Here is a 20,448-nt window from a genome sequence, read left to right on the forward strand (position 1 = left end):
TGCTTAACCCCCTTGCACGAACAGCCGCTTACGCGCCGCACGCCACATAAAGAAGATCGGAATTAGCAAAATTACAAACCATGCGACTTGAATCGCGAACACGTCCAAAATCCCGGTTCCTGTCGTACGACCTGTAAATACCGAACCCGGCAAGTACGTAATCGCTTGAAAAGGCAGCCACTGCATAATCGAACTCAGCCAACCCGGGAACAAACTGATCGGAATGACAAGACCCGAAAACAGGTCGACGATAACCCGCTTCATGCGCATAATGCCGTCGTTATTTTCCACGAAAAACGCCATCAGCCCGGTCAAAATATTCAACTGCGAGTTAATCAAAAAGCTGAAAAACAACATGACCAAAAAGCCAATCCAAGCAATCGGATCGCTAGGCAGCCGAACAGGGAACAAGATCAAAGCAAGCAGCATCCCCGGAATCATAAATAACGTAAACCGGAACAATCCTTCGCCAAAGCCTTGCATCATTTTGACCAGCACGTAGTTATACGGACGTATAAATTGAACCGCAATCGATCCGTCCCGTATATCCGTCGCAATCTCGCGATCCAAGTTGTTGAAGTAAAAAGCTCGCGCCATCCACGATACGGCGATATACGTCGTCATCTGCGAAGCGGTAAAACCGCCGATCTCGCCGCGATCCCCGTAAATCGCTTGCCAAGTGAAGTAATACACGCCGATATTCAGCATATAGATCAGAATGCCCGAGTAATAATTGACCCGGTACGCGAGCATCGTCAAAAATCGGATTCGAATAAAATCGGTATACGCGCTAAGCATTAGACAACCTGCCCATCTGACGCATTGTTTTGTGCCGAACCGGTCTGATAAATCTGGCGCACGATCTCGTCGGTCGTCGTCTCTGTAATTTTGATATCGGTAATGGTGATTTCGGGTTGACCTACGACTTTGGCGAGTACGTCCGATACGTTCAGATCCGACGATACCAACACTTCGGCATGCAGATCGTTATCGGCTGTCCAGCTTACCGCAAGATCAGACGTCAGAGCTTGAAGTTTAGGAAGCGGACAAGCCGTACCGAATTGGAAAGTAATCCGTGTGCCTTGTCCCCAGCGTGTTTTGAGCGTATCCAGACCGCCATCGTAAATGATGCGACCTTCGTCCAGCATAATGACGCGCGAGCACAGTGCTTCGATATCTTGCAAATCGTGCGTAGTCAGCAAAATCGTTGTGCCGTACTGCCGATTCATATCTTTTAAAAATTCTCGGATTTCGGTTTTGACGATAATATCGAGCCCGATTGTCGGTTCATCCAAAAAGACGATCGACGGGTTATGCAGCAGAGCCGCAACAAGTTCGCAACGCATGCGTTGACCGAGACTGAGTTTGCGCACGGGACGACTAAGCAGATCACCTAGATCCAGACGTTGCACCAGTTCGTCCAGCCGTCTTTTATAATCTTGCTCCGGTACGCCGTATACTTTGCGCAGAAGCCCGAACGATTCGATAACGCCGATGTCCCACCACAATTGACTCCGTTGACCGAACACGACGCCGATATTACGGACAAACTTTTCGCGTTCTTCATGCGGCACATAACCGCCTACATTCAATTTTCCGGAAGTCGGCACCAAAATACCCGTTAGCATTTTGATCGTGGTCGATTTGCCAGCTCCGTTCTCTCCGATATACCCGCATATTTCGCCTGACGGAATAGAAAACGAAATATCGTTGACCGCAGGGACTTCATTATACTGACGTGAAAATAAGTCTTGCAGCGCTCCTTTGAGACCTGCACGACTTTTTTGGACTTTGAAAATTTTACTTAAATGCTCAACTTCGATGGCGTTCATAGGTATTCCTTTCTGATCGGTTCCTTTGCAAAGGATGCCCGTATTCTAGCTTCAAACTTCTTACTTTCGGTTCAGGTTGAAAATAAGAGGGTATTAGCGAGTTAAGTATGCCAGATTGCGACGAAAATACAAAATTTCCTGAATGAAAGGAAGAAGAAAAATGTCGAGTAGTCAAAAAAAGACGCTGATTTGGACCGTTTGCTTGATTTTCGCGGCGGCAGCAGGTTATGCCATTTTTTATTTTACAAGTCTATATAACCAAGTGTCCGGTCTGCAAAAAGTAGGTGAAAACTCGCCTTTTCGCAATATCCCGGTGACCGAGACGACTCAAGTCCCTGAACCTCCAAAATGGGAAGGCAGCGAACCCGTCAATATTTTGCTGATGGGCGTAGATGCACGCGGTGTGGAAGAAGGCGAAATCCCTCGTTCCGATTCCATGATTGTCGCTTCGATTGATCCAACCCAAAAAACGATCCATCTCTTCTCCATCATGCGTGATACGTACGCAAGTATTCCAGAGCACGGCAAACAGCGTATCAATGCCGCAATCACCCACGGGCCTAATACGGCGATGCAAGCCGTCTCCGATCTTCTCGGAATTCCGATCCAGTATTATGTCTATACCGATTTTCAAGGCTTTATCAAACTTGTAGATGCAGTAGGCGGCGTGGATTTTTATGTCGAAAAAGATATGAAATACTTAAGCAACGCCGATCAGCATCTGTACGATATCGATCTCAAAGAAGGTCAGCAACATTTGGACGGCAAAACAGCCCTTCAATATGTGCGTTTCCGCCACGATAAGCTGTCGGATTTCAGCCGCACCGGACGTCAACGCGAGTTTTTGCAAGCTGTAGCGAATAAGCTCAAATCCAGTACTTCGATTATGAATCTACCGAATATTTTGGAACAGGTCAGCCCTTATATCGATACAAACTTAAGCGTCAGCGATATGTGGAAACTTGCGACCGTTGCCTATGACAGTAAAATGGGCGGTAGCGAACAGATTCCTCCAAGCTCTCTGCTACGCGAGGAAAAGGTTGGCGGCGCAGCGGTATTGACGGTTAGCAGCGAAGACAAACTTAAAGAGTTTATTCAAGAAACGCTGCAAGGTAAAGAAGAGACTCCAGAGTCGCCTGCAAGTCCGAACGAACCGGGAAATGCTAACCCAAAACCAAATTCGTCTAACGACTTGAATAAAGCTCCTCTTTCTTCGCTTCCGATATCTTCGACCACCAATACGGAAGCGTTAGGCACCGATACAAAATCGAATGAATAATAGGATCAAACTTATTGTCACGAAAACTTAACCAAATCTTCTCTGTACGTTATACTCAAAATTCGTTACGCTTAAAAGGCGCCTTGATTGAACGAAGGGCGCTTTTTACTGTGAACGACTTACGTTATTATCATTTTATCTTCTTTATCCCGAAAGGATCGTGCATAATGAATCGTCCAAATTCCGAAAAACTTTACGCTGAAGCGCTGGAACATATCGTCGGCGGCGTCAACAGCCCTTCCCGTTCGTTCAAAGCTGTAGGCGGCGGCGCTCCCGTCTTTATGAAAAAAGGCAACGGCTCTCACTTTTGGGACGTCGATGGTCACGAATATATCGATTACCTCGCGGCATACGGCCCGATCATCACCGGTCATGCTCACCCGCATATTACCGAAGCTATCGTCCGCGCCGCGCAAAACGGGACATTATACGGCACACCAACCGAACTTGAAATCAAGCTTGCCAAAATGCTTAAAGACGCGATTCCTTCGATGGACAAAGTTCGCTTCGTAAACTCCGGTACAGAAGCGGTGATGTCTACGATTCGCGTAGCGCGTGCGTATACCAACCGCTCGAAAATTATTAAATTCGCTGGCTGCTACCACGGTCACTCCGATCTGGTACTGGTCGCGGCAGGTTCCGGCCCTTCTACACTCGGTACACCGGATAGTGCAGGCGTACCGGCAAGTATCGCGCAAGAAGTCATTACTGTACCGTTCAATGACCTTGCAAGTCTGGAACAAGCCTTAAATCATTGGGAAGGTCAAATCGCTGCTGTCATGGTCGAGCCAATCGTCGGCAACTTCGGTATGGTTATGCCGGAAAAAGGCTTCCTTGAAGGGCTTTGCAAACTTACGCACGATCACGGCGCACTGGTCATTTATGACGAAGTGATCACGGCTTTCCGTTTCCATTACGGTTCGGCGCAGACTTTTGCGGGACTAGACAACCATGAAGACATTACGCCGGATTTGACGGCGCTCGGCAAAATCCTCGGCGGCGGCTTGCCGATCGGTGCTTATGGCGGACGCAAGCACGTCATGGAGCAAGTCGCTCCGCTCGGCCCTGCGTATCAAGCGGGTACAATGGCGGGCAATCCGATCTCGGTATCGGCGGGAATCGCGTGCCTGGAAGTGCTGCAAGGTAGCGGCGTGTACGAGGAAATGAATCGTCTGGCGATTCGTCTGACAGACGGGATCGCAGAGTCGGCAAACCGTCACGGTATTCCGCTTACGATCAATCGGATTCGCGGGTCGTTCTCGACGCATTTTTGCGATCATCCGGTTACGAACTACGAGCAAGCTCAAGATACAGACGGCGAAGCTTTTGCAGCCTTTTTCCGTGGATTGCTTAATCGCGGCATCTGCCTCGCTCCATCCAAATACGAAGCTTGGTTCTTAACGACCGCGCATACGGATGCTGATATCGATCGCACGCTAACCGCAGCGGACGAAGCTTTGAAAGATATGCGCTAACTTTGCTCAAGCGGCAGTTTAATTTGTTCAAAGCAAAAGGCAGAAGCGAAAGCTTCTGCCTTTTTATTTTCAAAAGCTAGATCACTTGACGACTGCTCAAAAAATCGCGCAATTTATGCTCGGGATCTAAGATCACGCGGCGAATATCACTTTCAGAGATCGGCTTCGCGATATAATCTTGCATCCCGCTATGCAGACATTGTTTTTGGAACCCGGGTTGAACAAATGCCGTCACCGCTACCATGTACGGAATCGAGTCTTCGCGCAGCATCTGATGAACCAAGCGCGACGCCGTCATTCCATCCATCTCTGGCATCTGCACATCCATAAATACAAGATCATAATCTTTTTTCACAATCGCTTCAAAAGCTTCGATTCCGTTCTGCACGACATCCGCTGTATAACCAAATTTCAGCAAAAGCTCTCGTAGCAAACGTTGATTGACCGGATGATCTTCAGCAATCAAAATACGCAAGTTACCTAATTTAGAAAGGTGAGGTTGAGATTCGATCAATTCGACCGGATCAACCAGATTCGAGTCGCCGTACGGCAAGGTAAATCGAAACGTAGTACCTTCTCCTTCAAGCGTCTCTGCACGGATCGTTCCGCCCATCAATTCGACCAGTCGTTTGCAGATCGATAAGCCTAAGCCCGTCCCTCCGTATTTTCGATTGAGTTCAGGATGAAGCTGCGAAAAAGATTGGAATAACCGTCCCAACTGATGTTGCGGAATTCCCACGCCCGTATCTTCGACTCGAAACTCCAATACAGGAGCGGTCAAATCCATAACGCGCTGTACCGATACTTTTACCGAACCTGTTTCCGTAAACTTAATTGCATTTCCGATCAAATTGGTCAAAATCTGCCGCAATCGAACCGGATCCGTCACAATTTCTTCCGGAACACCGACGCCGATCTCCCAATCTAACGAAAGATTACGTTCAGCAGCGCGGGTTGCAAATAAATCGGTAGCTCCCGCGATCAAAGGCATAAGCAGCGTGCTTTCCGGCTCAAGTTCCAGACTTCCGGCATCGATTTTGCTGAAATCCAGTACATCGTTCAAGATGCGCATCAGCGATTGGCTGCTATCGCTCACGATTTGTACAAAATCGCGCTGTTCTTCATTCAGATCGGTTCCTAACAGCAGATCCGTCATGCCGAGCACGCCGTTCATCGGTGTTCGAATTTCATGACTCATCATCGCCAGAAAATCAGCTTTTGCCGTAGCCGCTTGTTCTGCCAATTCTTTTTGCCGCATGACTTCTCGTTCATTCGTGATATCACGGAATACGACTACGGTTCCTTGAACGATCCCTTTATCGCTAATCGGGTTAACGGTGTATTCGACCAGACAGCTTGATCCGTCCTTTTTCCAAAATACGCCTTCAATAGCCGAACGAGATACGCCTTCTCGCGCTGTTGTACAAATCGGACAACTATCGATCGAATACGGTCTTCCTCCACTCGCCGAGTGAGCGAGAAGCGTATGATTATCTTGACCGATAAATTCCTCTTCCGTATAGCCCAGCAATTGAAGCGCCCGTGGATTGGCGAACATCGCACGACCATCTTGATCAATCCCGAAAATCCCTTCCGATACGGCATTCAAAATTAACGTATGCTCGTAGCTGAGACGCTCAATATGGCGTACATAACGTCTGCGCTCTGTAACGTCGCTTGCGATTCCATAGACACCGACCACTTTTCCATCCACAAAAATCGGAACGTTTACAATATTCAGTTCGACTTGTTCGCCATTTGCGCGAATCACCGAAGCTTCGTAATTTTGCGGCACCCCTTGGGTTGCCAGCGCAAAGTGGAAATTCGTGCGATCTAAGTTCTCGTCTTCAATGACCGTGCGATACGATTTGCCCAGCAAATCTTCACGGCGACAACCGAGTAACGTCGCCATACTATCGTTACACGACATATAGACGCCTTCCAAACTCAGCGAATATACACCAGACGGATTGTAGTCAAATAGAGACTTATAGCGTTCTTCGCTCTCAGCTAAACGGCGCTGCGCCATTTTCCGTTCTGTTTTATCGCGCATCACCACATAGACGCCTAGTAGTTCGTCTTCGTGGCGAAGCGGAATAAACTCCAAATTAAGCTGAAGTTCTCGTCCGTTTTTGTGACGCATCCCGAATTCAAGCTGCGTCGCTTGCCCATTGTAGGCTTGTACAAATATATGGGCAATCTCTCCGAAAGCACCGTCGGGATTGCCTTTGGCAACGCTTGCCATCTGCGCTAATTCATCCGCACTGTATCCTGTAATGCCCGGAACAGCCGCGTTGGTATCCACAATCGCTCCGTTCTCATCCAGTACGACGATCCCGTCGGGATGGTTAGCGAGTAGGGAATGATAGATCCCGCTTTGAGACACCAAATTTTTAAGTTTTTCTGTTCGCTTCTGTTCCAAGGCTAAATTCCCCTTATTTCAAATATATTTCAACAAAATGATTATGACTTCAGATCCGATTAATTGCTAATTTCTATTACCCGTTCGGCAAAAGAAAAAAACGATTCGAAAATATACTGACATATAAAAAAACCAAAGACAACTTTGGCTGTCTTTGGTTTCTGTTTGGGCAATTTCAAAAGCTCCGCGAAGCTCGAATGTTATGTTAAGGGTTTACAAATACGGTACGCAGACGCGACGTATATTGGACATCAAAGCCTAATCCGTCCGCCAATACAGCCAACGGTACATACGTTTTCATTTGTCCATTCACTTTTTCGGTGAACGCCGGAATTTGAACCGCTGTGTTTTTACCGTTTACCGTGATCGTTTTTTTGTCGACCGGAATCGCGACATTACGACCGTCTACATTGATACTAGCGGTAGCTGTTTTGTTATTCCATTTCAGATCCGCGCCTAACGCATCCGTAATATCGCGCAGTACAACGAATGTCGTGCCTTTTTTCAAAATCGGCTTAAAGTTTGTGTTCAATTCTTTACCTGCTACGACAACAGCAACCGTAGTGGATGCCGGAATTTGGCTTAGCGTACGGTATTCATTCCAAATTTGCTGAGAAAAAGCTTTGGCAATCGCTTCGTAACCCACTTGGTTCGGGTGAATATCTTTGCGTGCGATATGCGTCAGCTGCATTTCGCGTCCGATAAACAGCGGTGCGACATTGACTGCTTCAACATGACCGCCCGCTGCATTTTGAGTCGCAATCACGCCATTCAACGTTGTCGTATACGCAGCCGCTGCTTGATTCAGTGCCGCATACAAAGACTTCGCGGCAATCGCAGGTACCGGCTGGTATTGATCGGCAACGACGATTCGAGCATTCGGATTAATGTCACGTAGATCCGTTAACACTTCGTTCAGATTCGTCGCATAATTTTCGAGCAGCGCTTGAACTTTCGGCGCTAACTCTTCAGCCGTAGGCAAAGAAGCCCCTGTGATCAGCGGCAACAGGTCGTTACCGCCAATCGTGATCGTGATCACATCGGCGTCTGCAACATCCGCACGCGCTGCCGCGACATTGGAAGCAAATACAGCAGCGTTTGGATCACGAAGCCCGCTTTGAATATTTGCCGCCGTTGTATGGGTTCCTGCATGTACGGCTTCGATATATTGCTCAAGCCCTGTCGAAGTCAAACCGGAAATACCGTAGTTATCGACTTCGGTACGTCCGTGGAAACGTCCTTGCTCACCAAGACGCGGCACAAAGCCGTAATATTGAGAAGCTTCTTTTTCTGGCTCATAACCCGCAGTCAACGAATCGCCGAAAGTCACGATCTTGTACGTATCTCCTGCTGCAAAAGTATCGTTCGCTCCTGCCAGCCCAAATGCCGGAATAACCAGTGCCGCACTCATGAGCACCTTCCAGCTTGTTTTCCATGTTTTCAATCCCATTGTGGTCTCCTTCTGATCCTGACGGATCTGTTCGAATAAAGGCTAAAGACAAGTCTTACATCTGCGAGCTTGCAGCTATGCCATTCAAAAATTGCCGCCTATTCTCGGAAACGACCCAGAACGGCGGCGAATTTTTCGTTTGCGCTTGCTAATTTTTCGCTTCTTTTAGTTTAATCCTTTTTCATTCGTTTTGCCCGGTTTTTTTTCGGGTATATCCGAGCGTGTTTTTTGCAAATATTCATCGTAACGATCATCGATTTCTTCTGCCATAAGACGATACAATTTCGTTTCTTCCACGATTGGATCTAGCGTCGTTTGAATCCGAATCTCGTACTTGGGTGAAATCTGCTCACGCTCTTTACGTTTCTGATCTTCTTTTTTCAATTCTCCTTCGGTTAGCAGTTCGCTCAGTTCTTCTTCCAAACGCTGCATTTCAAGGTCGCGGTCTGGGTGGTCGCTCATGAGGACTCCTCCTTAAAAGAATTTACGATGCTGAAAAACTTGCGCTTTTACGATTAGACGCCTGTTGCTTCGGCTTTTTTCAACACTTCCAAAAGTTCCGTGTGCAAATTCCCGTTCGTCGCGACGATGTTGCGTACGCCCAAATGGTAATCCGTACCGACTGTATCCGTCACTTGACCGCCTGATTCAGATACGAGCAAAGCTCCGGCTGCAATATCCCAAGCGTTCAAGCCGGCTTCCCAGTATCCGCTCAACCGACCCGCTGCGACATTCGCAAGATGAAGCGCCGCCGAGCCGCCAGCACGCAAGCTGCGTACAGACGGTGCAAGGGCTTCGATACCGCGTAGATTGATTGGAAGCTTGACGACCGGATCAGCCGGGAACCCGACTGCAATCAAACCGTCGGACAATGCTTTTTCCCGAGATACAGCCATCCGAACGCCGTGCACATAAGCGCCTTTGCCTTTTTCCGCAACGAACATTTCATCCCTTGACGGATCGTAAATCACGCCCAAGATCACTTGTCCCAGGTGCGCAAGCGCAATCGATACCGAGTAGAACGGAAATCCGTGTACGAAGTTGGTGGTTCCGTCGATCGGATCGATGATCCACAAATATTCTTCGTTTTGCGTCTCGGACAAAGCTTGAATCGATGCGGCTTCGCCCGGTTCTACGCTTTCTTCGCCCAAGATCGCATGATCGGGAAAATGGGTGAGGATCAGACGACGAATCATCTGCTCTGCGCCTTTGTCGATCTCGGTCACCAAGTCTTGTTCCGACGTCTTGGTAGACAATTGACCATGCGTGCCTTGCTTACTGCGAATCCATTGCCCTGCTTTTGCCGCCGCATTGATCGCGACCGCTGTGAAGCCTTTGCTTGATACTACGTATTTATCGGTTGATTCCACGATTGTACCGCCTTTCTTGGTGAGAGTGACTTCTCTAATGATCGTATATGATAGCGAGTTTGAGTTAACCCATGTGGTTGAAATAGAGACACTGGAACGGCTTCTGTTCCGGCTCCAGCACATGTATACGTGTAAATACATGTCTACAAATCTATTATGCGCAATTTCGGGAGACGGCACAAGCACGCACGTATGTGTCGATAGATGGATCTGTGTCAGTGAAGTGAATATATAGGCGATCTCAATCTGACTATCCATATTACTTCGTTGTAACCGCTCTTTGTTTGCACGGAATACACTCTTCTTTTTTTAATCTAACAACTTACTTTTTTGACATATAAAAACCCCCTCCGATATCCAGTGCAGACCTCATTTACTATGAAGTCTATTTTCACTGAACATCTTGAGGGGGTGATCAAAGAGTATCTGTTAAAGCCTTAGCTTTGTTTCGATTCTTGTTCGCCGAAATACATCTCATGCGCCAAAGCCGTAAGAACCCGCGATTCTTCGTCCGTCAATTTACGGATTAGGTCAAGTTCAACCTGCGTAATTTCTTGACCTTGAAAATTGATCTCCGCGATCGAAGCTGTAACCAATACAATCGCAACGGCTTTGTTCTCCGGTGTGTACGCAATTGCTTTTTGCCCGGTAGGAAAAATCCGAAATCCGTCTTTGCGTAACTTGCCGCGTCCGTATTCCAAAATCTCATAAAGTTCTTGTTCGTTTTTGAATTTGCAGATCGAGGTGAACTCCGCTTCGAATCCCATAGGTTTCTCTCCTTTTTAACGTTCTCTTTATCTTTAACCCCTGCGGGCAAGAAGATAAAGAACACGCGCGCTAAGCGATATTTTTTTGATTTTTTAAAGCTTATCTCCCGTACTGCAATTGCGTCCGCGCTTCGTGTCTTTCCAAAGCCAGTTCAATCAAGCGATCCAGCAGCTCTTGATACGAGACTCCTGTCTCGCGCCACAGCAGCGGATACATACTAAACGGCGTAAAGCCCGGCATCGTATTCACTTCATTAATAAGAATCTTGTTATCCGAACGGCGCACGAAGAAGTCGGCGCGGCATAACCCGCTACCTTCCACGGCTTTGAACGCTTGAATCGCAAGTGTACGCAGCGACTCCGCAAGATCGGCATCTACAGGAGCCGGAATCATCATTTCGGATTTTCCGTCAATGTACTTCGCATTGTAATCGTAGTAATCGCCCGAAGACACAATCTCTCCCGGGATCGAAGCTTCCGGTTCGTCGTTACCGAGAACGCCGATCTCTAGCTCGCGACCGTCGATAAACGATTCCACCAACACTTTGCGGTCATAACGCAGTGCAAATTCAACCGCTTCGATCAAAGCCGCCTGATCCGCTGCTTTGGAAATGCCGACGCTTGAACCTAAGTTCGCCGGTTTTACGAAGCACGGATAACCGAGCTTGCTTTCCGCTTGTTGCACTAGCTCGCTTTGATTCACTTTCCAATCATGTACGCCAAAAGCGATGTACTCGCCTTGCTCCAAGCCTGCGGCAGCGAACAACTTTTTCATGACGTCTTTGTCCATGCCTGCCGACGACGACAACACGCCTGCTCCCACATAAGGAAGCCCCGCCATTTCGAACAGCCCTTGCACCGTGCCGTCTTCGCCGAAAGTACCGTGCAGAAGCGGGAACATCACATCGATGCCGCTATCTTTTCCGCTCAGCGCGGCAAACATCGCTCCTGCCGCTTCAGCCGTACCGCCGGATGCTTGCTCCAGCTTCATTTCATCAACCGAACCCATCGGCGCTGTCAGCGCCTCGCCCATTCTCCATTCGCCGCGAAGCGTAATATAAAAAGGAACAATGGCGTATTTCTCGTAATCGAATGCGTTCATTACCGCAAAACCGGTCTGCAACGAAATGTCGTGTTCTCCCGATTTCCCGCCGTATACCAGCCCTACCGTTACTTTGTTTGCTGTCATGTCTGTGCCCCTCAATTCATCAAAATTTCTTTTTTTAGTATAGTAGATAGACCGCTCGCCTGCAAAGAAAACACGCATACCGCAAGCCTTCGAAATTGTAGAGTGTGCGGCAATTTTGGAGCAAAAAGGGCTTTACGCGCCGGATTGTAAACGTTATAATTAAAATAGATATTTTTGAAATTTGGTTTCATCAAGTGAAACAAGCTTTTTTATCGGCTATTGTTTCCCAATCGTTAGTTGCGTTTTTTTATCTCAATGCCAAGATGCTATATCCCCTATTCCTAAGGAGGTTCACCCTATGGCTTTGTCTGATCAATTTTCTGTTGCCAGTACGCTTGAATCCGGCGGCAAGTCTTACCGTTATTACAGCTTGAAATCCCTTGAAGAACAAGGGCATGGCAGCATTTCCAAACTTCCGTTCTCGATTCGCGTTCTGCTTGAAGCTGCGGTTCGTCAATTCGACGGTCGCGCAATTACGGAAGAACATGTCAAGCAAATCGCACGTTGGAACGAAGACCGTGATGTGAACAAAGAAATCCCTTTCATCCCGGCACGTATCGTCCTTCAAGACTTTACAGGCGTTCCGGTTGTCGTGGATCTTGCGGCAATGCGCGATACGGTAAAACTTGCAGGCGGAGATCCAAAACAAATCAATCCACTCGTTCCTGTAGACCTGGTTATCGACCACTCGGTTATGGTAGACGCTTTCGGTACTGCGGACGCATTGGACTACAATATCAATATTGAATTCGAGCGTAACGAAGAACGTTACCGTTTCCTTCGTTGGGCACAAACAGCGTTCGATAACTTCCGCGCCGTACCGCCTTCCACAGGTATCGTGCACCAAGTTAACTTGGAGTACTTGGCTTCTGTAGCGGCAACGAAAGAAATCGACGGACAGACTTACGTCTTCCCGGATTCCCTTGTCGGTACTGACTCCCACACAACCATGATCAACGGTCTTGGCGTTGTAGGTTGGGGCGTAGGCGGTATCGAAGCGGAAGCGGGCATGCTGGGTCAACCGCTTTACTTCGTTACTCCTGACGTAGTCGGTTTCAAACTGACAGGTAGTTTGGCTGAAGGCGCAACTGCGACTGACCTTGCCCTAACAGTTACCGAAATACTGCGTAAAAAAGGCGTAGTCGGCAAATTCGTCGAGTTCTACGGTCCGGGTCTGAGCAACATCAGCTTGGCTGACCGTGCAACGGTTGCGAACATGGCTCCTGAATACGGCGCAACTGTAGGCTTCTTCCCTGTCGATAGCGAGACGATCAACTACTTGCGCAGCACAGGACGCGAAGACGATCAAATCGAACTCGTAGAAAACTACTACCGTGCTCAAGGCATGTTCCGTACCGACGACATGGAAGATCCGGAATTCAGCGAAGTGCTGGAGCTTGATCTGGGTTCTGTCGTACCGAGCCTTGCGGGACCAAAACGTCCTCAAGACCGCATCGAGCTGACGAATATGAAAAGCAACTTTGAAGACATCGTGCGTACACCTGTCGACAAAGGCGGCTACGGCTTAAGCGACGAGAAAATTCAGCAAAAAGTAACCGTGAACCACAAAAACGGTAAAACGAGCGAAATGGGTGCGGGCGCTGTCGTAATCGCTGCGATCACAAGCTGCACAAACACTTCGAACCCAAGCGTTATGCTGGGTGCGGGTCTGCTTGCGAAAAAAGCGGTTGAACGCGGTCTGGTGCGTCCAGAATACGTAAAAACAAGCTTGACTCCAGGTTCCCTGATCGTAACGGACTACCTGTTCAAAGCAGGGCTGCTTGAGCCGCTTGAAAAACTTGGCTTCTACGTAGCAGGTTACGGCTGCGCAACTTGCATCGGCAACTCCGGTCCATTACCGGACGAAGTGGCACAAGCTGTAGCGGACAACGATTTGACCGTTGCTGGCGTTCTGTCCGGTAACCGTAACTTCGAAGGTCGCGTACACGCTCAAGTCAAAATGAACTATCTGGCTTCCCCTCCACTCGTTGTTGCATACGCATTGGCGGGTACAGTGAATATCGATATGGCAACAGAACCGCTGGGTTACGATCAACAAGGCGAGCCTGTCTTCCTGCGCGATATCTGGCCGACTTCGCAAGAAATCCGCGATGCAATCGCAATGGCGATTACGCCGGAAATGTTCCGTCTCAAATACGCGAACGTGTTCACAGCGAACGAGCGTTGGAACGAAATCGAAGTTCCAGAAGGCGAACTGTACGAGTGGGATGCAAAATCGACGTATATCCAAAACCCGCCGTTCTTCCGCCAGTTGAACGATGGTCTGAAAGATATTTCCGAAATCAGACAAGCTCGCGTTCTTGCACTGATGGGCGATTCGGTCACCACCGACCATATCTCTCCAGCAGGCAACATCGCTCCAAACAGCCCAGGCGGACGTTACCTGTCTGAAAATGGCGTTGAGCGCAAAGACTTCAACTCGTACGGTTCCCGTCGCGGTAACCACGAAGTGATGATGCGCGGTACATTCGCCAACATTCGGATTCGTAACCAAGTCGCTCCGGGTACAGAAGGCGGCGTAACGAAGTACCTGCCAACTGACGAAGTAATGTCGATCTACGATGCTTCCATGAAGTATCAAGACGAAGGTCAAAACCTCGTCGTGATCGCAGGTAAAGAATACGGAACAGGCAGCTCGCGTGACTGGGCGGCAAAAGGCACGATGTTGCTTGGCGTCAAAGCCGTTATCGCGGAAAGCTTCGAGCGGATTCACCGCAGTAATCTTGTCGGAATGGGCGTTCTGCCGCTTCAATTCGAAGAAGGTTCGAGCTGGAAATCGCTGGCGCTTGACGGCCGCGAGACATTCGATATTCTCGGTCTGAACAACGACGTGAAACCGGGGCAAAAATTGACTGTAGCGGTAACACGCGAAGACGGAACGAAATTCGAATTCAACGCGATTGCGCGTCTCGACAGCATGGTTGATATCGATTACTACTACAACGGCGGTATCCTGCAAACGGTACTTCGTCAAATGATGAAAGTATCTAAAGGCTAATCCCGATTGAAAAAGCCCGCTATATTCGCGAATTGCGAATGTAGCGGGCTTTTTGTGCATGAAAGTATAAGTTGAATTTGAAGACATGGAGATTCGTAAAAAAGCAGGTACATTTCCCTTCTGGAGGAGATGTACCTGCTTTTTTTGTTTTTGATTCGATAGTGCTGCACGGTGTGAAAACTAAATCTTATTACATCATACCGCCCATGATGTAATTCTCAATTCATGCTTCCGCGCGGGGAGCGACCACGTCAATACACCGCACACTAACCCCAAAGGCGTGTTTCAATCCACGCTCCCGCACGGGGAGCGACCACGTCAATCCGCGAGAACGCGAAGCCATGGGTAAGTTTCAATCCACGCTCCCGCACGGGGAGCGACGGGCAACACTCTTTCTGGATTTTCCGCAACTGGTCGTTTCAATCCACGCTCCCGCACGGGGAGCGACACTGCCTGTGGTTGTCAGCTTGTAGTCAGTACCCTGTTTCAATCCACGCTCCCGCACGGGGAGCGACTGTACCTGCTGGATGTCGATACGGAAGACGAACAAGTTTCAATCCACGCTCCCGCACGGGGAGCGACTGCACCCACTTCCCCCCCCTTGCGCTGCAAGGCTTTGAAGGGTCAAAAGTGCGAACCTCAAAATTAGCGTAACCAAAATGCGTCAAAAACACAAGAAAAAGCGCCCAAAGCCTTACTGGGCGCGGGGTGCGAACCTACCGGGGTTTTCATGGGAGCTTGGGGTTCGCACTTTTCCTATTGTCTCTAAAGCACTTCCGGTATCGAAGTGCGATTGACTTCCGAACCGCCAAGCTGCAACACTTGGCGACGAAGATCAAGGTATAGTTGCTCTGGCGAAGTGGAGCATGAATACGAAATGCTATTCGTCAGATCGAGCAACGTCAGACGTACGCGATGCTTGGCTCCGGTATCAATGCCCAGCTTGCCGGGCTGTATCCACGGCTGACCGAGCGGTGCGCCGAGCTTGAACGTGGGCGTATGACCAAAGACGATCGTTCTCCCCGCTATGTTCTCGTCTTCTTGGAAAGCTTGTCCATCCGAATTCCAAAAAGCTTCGCGAATTTCAATCATATCGCGCATCGTCTGTTGTTCCAACAAAACACCCGGACGAAATCCGGCATGAACGAATATGAAATCACCTACCGCAAAATAAAGAGGTAAATGATTCAGCCAATCCAGATGATGTTGGATGTTCTGCCGAGCTACGCCTTCTAGCGCCAATAATTTCAGTTCGTGATTACCGGGCAGTGCAATCGCTCCTTCGGTAGTCAGTTGAATAATCCGATCTAAAATACGCCAAGTCGCAGGATCGGTGTCGATATAGTCACCGCCTAAAATCAATAGGTCGTAGCTCGGATCGTACCCGGCTTCTGCAAGCAACAAATCTAGCCCTTGTTCATGCCCATGAATATCGGAAATTGCCAAGATTCGTTGAAAAGGCGTCGCAAGCGGCGTCGTTGAAAAAGAAAAGGTCATTTTACTACTGCCTTTCTAATGGTGGTGGCGAGCGGTATTCCATCGGCGCTTGGGGTTGTTTTCCTACGGAAAGCCAAAAGTCGCTTCGATGGAATACCGCTCGCTGGGTAGGTGGGTGAATGAAGATTACCACACTCAAACTCTATAAAACAAAGCGGCATGGCGAGGAAGGATTAGAGTGACTTCTTCGCCGGGAATGACGGGTGCGGAATGAAGAAGATACGCGCGGTCGCCGCTAGTCGTCTCGGCAAGAGAGCGCCAGCGAGTGCCTTCGAACGTACCGTGTACGATGCGGAAATGAAGCGTTCCGCCTTCAACGGACTCGGACTGTGTTTTGAGTTCTTCCGGGCGAAAACGCAGTTCGCCCCGCTCGCCGGCTTGCGGTGCTTCGCCCGCGCCGCAATAGATCCCCGGCACCAGCCCTGCGGGTGTGCGGAGTGCCAGTTCGCCGCCCGGCGTATACGCAAATTCGCCTTCTAGGCGATTGATTGCGCCGAGTAGCGAAGCGGCTTCGCGGCTTGCCGGGCGGCTAAAGCACTGCTCTGGCGTGGCGAATTGATCCACTTCGCCTTCGCGCATAATCAGCAAGCGATCTGCCATCGCGAATGCTTCTTCGGGATCATGCGTGACGTGGAATACACTGATTCCAAGTCTGCGGAACAGCACCGCCATCTCGGTGCGCATCTCGATGCGTAGACGCATATCGAGATTGGATAGCGGCTCATCGAGCAGCATGAGCCGCGGCTCGGTTACGATGGCGCGCGCGATTGCCACGCGCTGTTGTTGCCCGCCGGATAATTGCGGCGGCAGTCGGTCTTCCAGACCGTTCAGACGTAGTAAGTCCACTGCCTCGCCTACCTTATCTCTGATCGCTCCACGGTTCATCTTTTTCTGTTTGAGCCCATAAGCAATATTGTCGAACACACTCATATGAGGCCACAGCGCATAGTCTTGGAACACCATATTCACGCCGCGCTTTTCAGGTGGAACCATGCTCGAAGCCGAAGCGATCCGCTGACCGGACAATACAATCTCGCCGCCGTCCGGTTTCGCCAATCCCGCGACCAGTTGCAACAACGTCGATTTCCCGCAACCGGAAGGGCCTAGCACGCTGATGATTTCGCCTTCTCGCAGATCGAGCGATACGCCTTTGAGAGCTTGGAATTTGCCGTAATGCTTTTGCACATTTTTAATATCCAATAGAAGCGGAGCTGCGGGAGTCGCACTCGGCTGTTCTTTTTTGACACTCTGAGAATCTATTGGTGAAGACTTCGTATTCTTATCCAAAGTAGCGTTTACCGCACTCATGCACGCACCTCTTTTCTGCGAAGTAATCGTTCGATAACCATCATGATACAGACGACAATCCCGCCGCCCGCTACAGTCGCTGCCGAAGCATAGCCAAAGCGCAAGTCTTCAAACGCATCGTCGATCGCAATCGGCAACGTCTCGAAATTCGGCGGAAACAAGATCGAGTTGACCGCAAGATCGAATACGCAAGCGCCAAACGCGGCAAGCCCCGCAGAAATCAACGCACCGCGCACTAGCGGAGCCAAAATATACCGAATCCGACTAATTAGCGAACCGCCTTGAATCTGCGCGGCGTTGAGCAGACTTTCCGGTACTTTTGCCATCGCACCCGTCATAACGCGCGTAATGACTGGAATCGCTCCCGCAATTGCCGCCAGGACGAGGATGCCCGGTTTGCCGTACAAACTAATCCCCAGACGCTCCATCCACGGCTGATTCCATACGAAAATATATCCGATGCCGAGCACAACGCCCGGTACGGCGAATGAGATTAATGATGCGGTCTCGATCCCTCTTTTGAAGCGGAATCTCGAATAAGACAATACAAAACTTGCTCCAAGCCCTACGACCAGACCGATCACGGCAGCCGAGCCTGCGATCATGAGCGAACGCCCAAGGCCCGGAAGTAACGAACTGCCTTCGGACAACAATTTGGTATAGTTTTCAAAAGTCAGATTGGACATCATCAAGCCATTCGTTTGAATTTTGAGCAAAGACGTCACGACACTCGAACCAATCGGAATCCCGATCACGATCAGCAGCAGCAAAACATTGCCGCCAGCCAGCGCCCAAGTCGTATAACGTCCTGCCGGCTTCGGCACCGCCGGTACAGCGCGTCCACCCAAAATATCGTAGCGCGAGCGGCGAAGAATCCAGAATTGCAAAATCATCGCGACCGCGATCAATGCCACCAAGTACAGCGACAACACCCCCGCCATATCAAAACGGATCGGCGACGTGTAGATCGCGGAATAAATCGAATACGGCAGTGTCGGGAAACGATATACCGCCGCGACCGCGGAAGGCAGACCGAAATCGCCAATCGTATCCATAAATACAAGCGCCATCCCCGACAAGATTGCCGGAAGTAACAGAGGAGCTTGTACGCTGCGCCATACTTTAAAAGGGCTTGCTCCGCACAATCTCGCTGCATCCGACAACATATCGACTTTCCATTCCATCGCGGCTTTGACACTCAGATACGCAAGCGGGAATTTACTGAACGTCATAATCAGGATCAGCCCTGCCGGTTGAAAGACCGCTGCCGATACCCAGTGCCAACCGAATACCGAAGCCGCCAACCCATTTCCGGTCGAGAACATGATCCAACCTTGAGCCAAAATAAACGACGGCATGATAAAAAGAATCCAGACCGAGGCATCCAGCGCGCGAGCTCCGGGAAACTTCCACTGCATCCGCACCATCGCGAGTACCGCACCGAGCATTGTGCCAAGTACCGCTGTCCCTAGCCCAAGTACCAACGAGTTTTCGAGTGACTTTCTCCATAGCGGACGTTCGAACAAATCAAGTAGCAGTCCCAGATCGCCAATATTTAACGAGCCAAAAAAGATCCCGGGCAACAGTACTTGAATGACGACGGCAGCCAGTGGAAAAAGAACAAGCACGGCTAGAACGATCGTGACGATCCAGCCAAGCTTATTAGCGTTCAGACGAAACATCGATTATGCCTTATTGAATCGCCTGATCGGCGAACCATTGTTTGATTTCGGCTTCATGCTCGCTTGCCCAAGCTGCGTCTGCAATATTGATTTTGGCATCTTGTTTACGGTCTTCTTTGGTCTTCACGCCTTCCGCGGAAGGTTCGAAGTAACTCTCGTCGCCGGTTTCGATCAGTTCTTGTTGCACTTGCGGGTCAAGCAAGAAGTTGATGAATTCTTTGGCAACCGCTGCGTGCTTCGTCTCTTTTTGAATCGCTGCGACACGTACCGATCCCGGTGCGCCTTCTTCCGGCCATACGATTTCGATTGGCTCACCGTTGTTCACGAGTGAATACGCGTTCGTTTCTTGCAACATCGCGACATCGACTTCACCTGCGGTCAACGCTTGAGCAACTTGAGGGTTTTTCGGATACACGCGCATTCCGTTTTTCATCAAAGTGCTGAAGAATTCTTCTCCGCCGTCCATCCCTTTATCTTCAAAGAACCAGGATACAAACGGATATGCCGGAGCGGCAATCGCGGGGTCAGCTGTACCGATCCGGTCTTTGTATGTATCTTTTTTCAAATCTTCCCATGAAGTTGGTGCTTCTGCCGCGGAAATTTCGTTTTTGTTATAGACCAGTACGCCTGCCGCATGAGCGCCTGTCGGATAATACGATTTGTCGTCTGGGACTTGGTCTTCAAAAGTTTCTTTGAGATTGCTTGCGTTCTCCGGTTCCCATCCTTGCAGCAATTGACCTTTTTGATCCAATCCGTATACCGAAGGCATCGAGTCGATCCACAGGACATCCCATTGCGGGTTGCCTTTTTCCGCTTCGACTCTCGACATGATTTCTGCGCCGTTACCGACCACAACGTTCACTTTGTAGCCTGTCTTTTTTTCGAACATATCCCCGATTACTGCATCGAAGTCATTCAGATACACAGTGATTTCTTCGCCTGCTGCCGGTTTTGCATCGGTTTGAGCGGCTACAGGTGTAGCCGTGTTCGTCGTTGCTGCTTTTGCCGGAGTGTCTGCCGTAGCTTGCGCCGTCGATTGTGTAGCTCCGTTGCCGCATGCCGTTGTAAAAGTGAGAAGAAGGAGTCCAAGCGTTGCCGCTGATTTCGTTTTCCAAAGTTTCATGAAGTAAGCCCCCGATTTGTTTGAAGTGGATTTCT

15 protein-coding genes and 1 CRISPR repeat array are annotated in these 20,448 nt (G+C 49.5%); of the genes, 3 read left to right on the plus strand and 12 right to left on the minus strand.

Annotated features, from left to right (window positions below; genetic code table 11):
- Window positions 1-3: 3 nt before the first annotated feature.
- Together NOM90_RS10560 and NOM90_RS10565 are read right to left on the minus strand one after the other, a co-directional pair.
- Complete coding sequence (locus NOM90_RS10560; RefSeq protein ID WP_255941900.1) at window positions 4-798, minus strand: ABC transporter permease; 795 nt, start codon at window positions 796-798, stop codon at window positions 4-6.
- Entirely contained in the window at window positions 798-1,832 is a 1,035-nt protein-coding gene (locus tag NOM90_RS10565; RefSeq protein WP_255941901.1) for an ABC transporter ATP-binding protein, read from the minus strand. The genes NOM90_RS10560 and NOM90_RS10565 overlap by 1 nt, the downstream gene beginning before the upstream one ends.
- A gap of 160 nt (window positions 1,833-1,992) precedes the next feature.
- Here NOM90_RS10565 and NOM90_RS10570 point away from each other — a divergent pair, with 160 nt between their 5' ends.
- Together NOM90_RS10570 and NOM90_RS10575 are read left to right on the plus strand one after the other, a co-directional pair.
- Window positions 1,993-3,111 (plus strand): LCP family protein, encoded by a 1,119-nt coding sequence (locus NOM90_RS10570; RefSeq protein WP_255941902.1) that lies wholly within the window; start codon window positions 1,993-1,995, stop codon window positions 3,109-3,111.
- A 167-nt stretch (window positions 3,112-3,278) separates the two neighbouring features.
- Window positions 3,279-4,586, plus strand: coding sequence for a glutamate-1-semialdehyde 2,1-aminomutase (locus NOM90_RS10575; protein WP_255941903.1), 1,308 nt, complete (start codon window positions 3,279-3,281; stop codon window positions 4,584-4,586).
- Window positions 4,587-4,662: 76 nt separating this feature from the next.
- Here NOM90_RS10575 and NOM90_RS10580 read toward each other — a convergent pair whose 3' ends face one another.
- The 6 genes from NOM90_RS10580 to NOM90_RS10605 form a co-directional block, all read right to left on the minus strand.
- Window positions 4,663-7,008, minus strand: a complete 2,346-nt coding sequence (locus NOM90_RS10580; protein WP_255941904.1) for a PAS domain-containing hybrid sensor histidine kinase/response regulator — start codon at window positions 7,006-7,008, stop codon at window positions 4,663-4,665.
- Between the two features lie 205 nt (window positions 7,009-7,213).
- Entirely contained in the window at window positions 7,214-8,458 is a 1,245-nt protein-coding gene (locus NOM90_RS10585; protein WP_255941905.1) for a stalk domain-containing protein, read from the minus strand.
- Window positions 8,459-8,623: 165 nt separating this feature from the next.
- Window positions 8,624-8,920, minus strand: coding sequence for a hypothetical protein (locus NOM90_RS10590; RefSeq protein ID WP_255941906.1), 297 nt, complete (start codon window positions 8,918-8,920; stop codon window positions 8,624-8,626).
- A 53-nt stretch (window positions 8,921-8,973) separates the two neighbouring features.
- Entirely contained in the window at window positions 8,974-9,828 is an 855-nt protein-coding gene (locus NOM90_RS10595; protein ID WP_255941907.1) for an inositol monophosphatase family protein, read from the minus strand.
- 437 nt (window positions 9,829-10,265) lie between these two features.
- On the minus strand, window positions 10,266-10,595 hold the full coding sequence (locus NOM90_RS10600) for a hypothetical protein (RefSeq protein ID WP_255941908.1): 330 nt from the start codon (window positions 10,593-10,595) through the stop codon (window positions 10,266-10,268).
- Between the two features lie 100 nt (window positions 10,596-10,695).
- Window positions 10,696-11,784 carry a D-alanine--D-alanine ligase gene (locus NOM90_RS10605; RefSeq protein WP_255941909.1) on the minus strand — a complete coding sequence of 363 codons (1,089 nt, stop codon included), beginning with the start codon at window positions 11,782-11,784 and terminating at the stop codon, window positions 10,696-10,698.
- A 298-nt stretch (window positions 11,785-12,082) separates the two neighbouring features.
- Here NOM90_RS10605 and acnA point away from each other — a divergent pair, with 298 nt between their 5' ends.
- Window positions 12,083-14,803: an aconitate hydratase AcnA gene (gene acnA, locus NOM90_RS10610; RefSeq protein WP_255941910.1), complete on the plus strand. Its 2,721-nt coding sequence runs from the start codon at window positions 12,083-12,085 to the stop codon at window positions 14,801-14,803.
- Window positions 14,804-15,018: 215 nt separating this feature from the next.
- Window positions 15,019-15,385: a CRISPR direct-repeat array (repeat unit 32 nt; unit sequence GTTTCAATCCACGCTCCCGCACGGGGAGCGAC).
- 183 nt (window positions 15,386-15,568) lie between these two features.
- Here acnA and NOM90_RS10615 read toward each other — a convergent pair.
- The 4 genes from NOM90_RS10615 to NOM90_RS10630 all read right to left on the minus strand — a co-directional run bounded on the left by NOM90_RS10615 (window position 15,569) and on the right by NOM90_RS10630 (window position 20,413).
- Window positions 15,569-16,300 (minus strand): metallophosphoesterase, encoded by a 732-nt coding sequence (locus NOM90_RS10615; protein WP_255941911.1) that lies wholly within the window; start codon window positions 16,298-16,300, stop codon window positions 15,569-15,571.
- 135 nt (window positions 16,301-16,435) lie between these two features.
- A complete protein-coding gene (locus tag NOM90_RS10620; RefSeq protein WP_255941912.1) occupies window positions 16,436-17,608 on the minus strand; it encodes an ABC transporter ATP-binding protein in 1,173 nt (390 codons plus the stop codon).
- Window positions 17,605-19,290 (minus strand): ABC transporter permease, encoded by a 1,686-nt coding sequence (locus NOM90_RS10625; protein WP_255941913.1) that lies wholly within the window; start codon window positions 19,288-19,290, stop codon window positions 17,605-17,607. Before NOM90_RS10625 ends, NOM90_RS10620 begins: the two co-directional genes overlap by 4 nt.
- A gap of 10 nt (window positions 19,291-19,300) precedes the next feature.
- Window positions 19,301-20,413: an extracellular solute-binding protein gene (locus NOM90_RS10630; RefSeq protein WP_255941914.1), complete on the minus strand. Its 1,113-nt coding sequence runs from the start codon at window positions 20,411-20,413 to the stop codon at window positions 19,301-19,303.
- Between the last annotated feature and the right edge of the window lie 35 nt (window positions 20,414-20,448).

The sequence above is a fragment of the Saccharibacillus sp. JS10 genome (assembly GCF_024436065.1).
Taxonomy (GTDB): domain Bacteria; phylum Bacillota; class Bacilli; order Paenibacillales; family Paenibacillaceae; genus Saccharibacillus.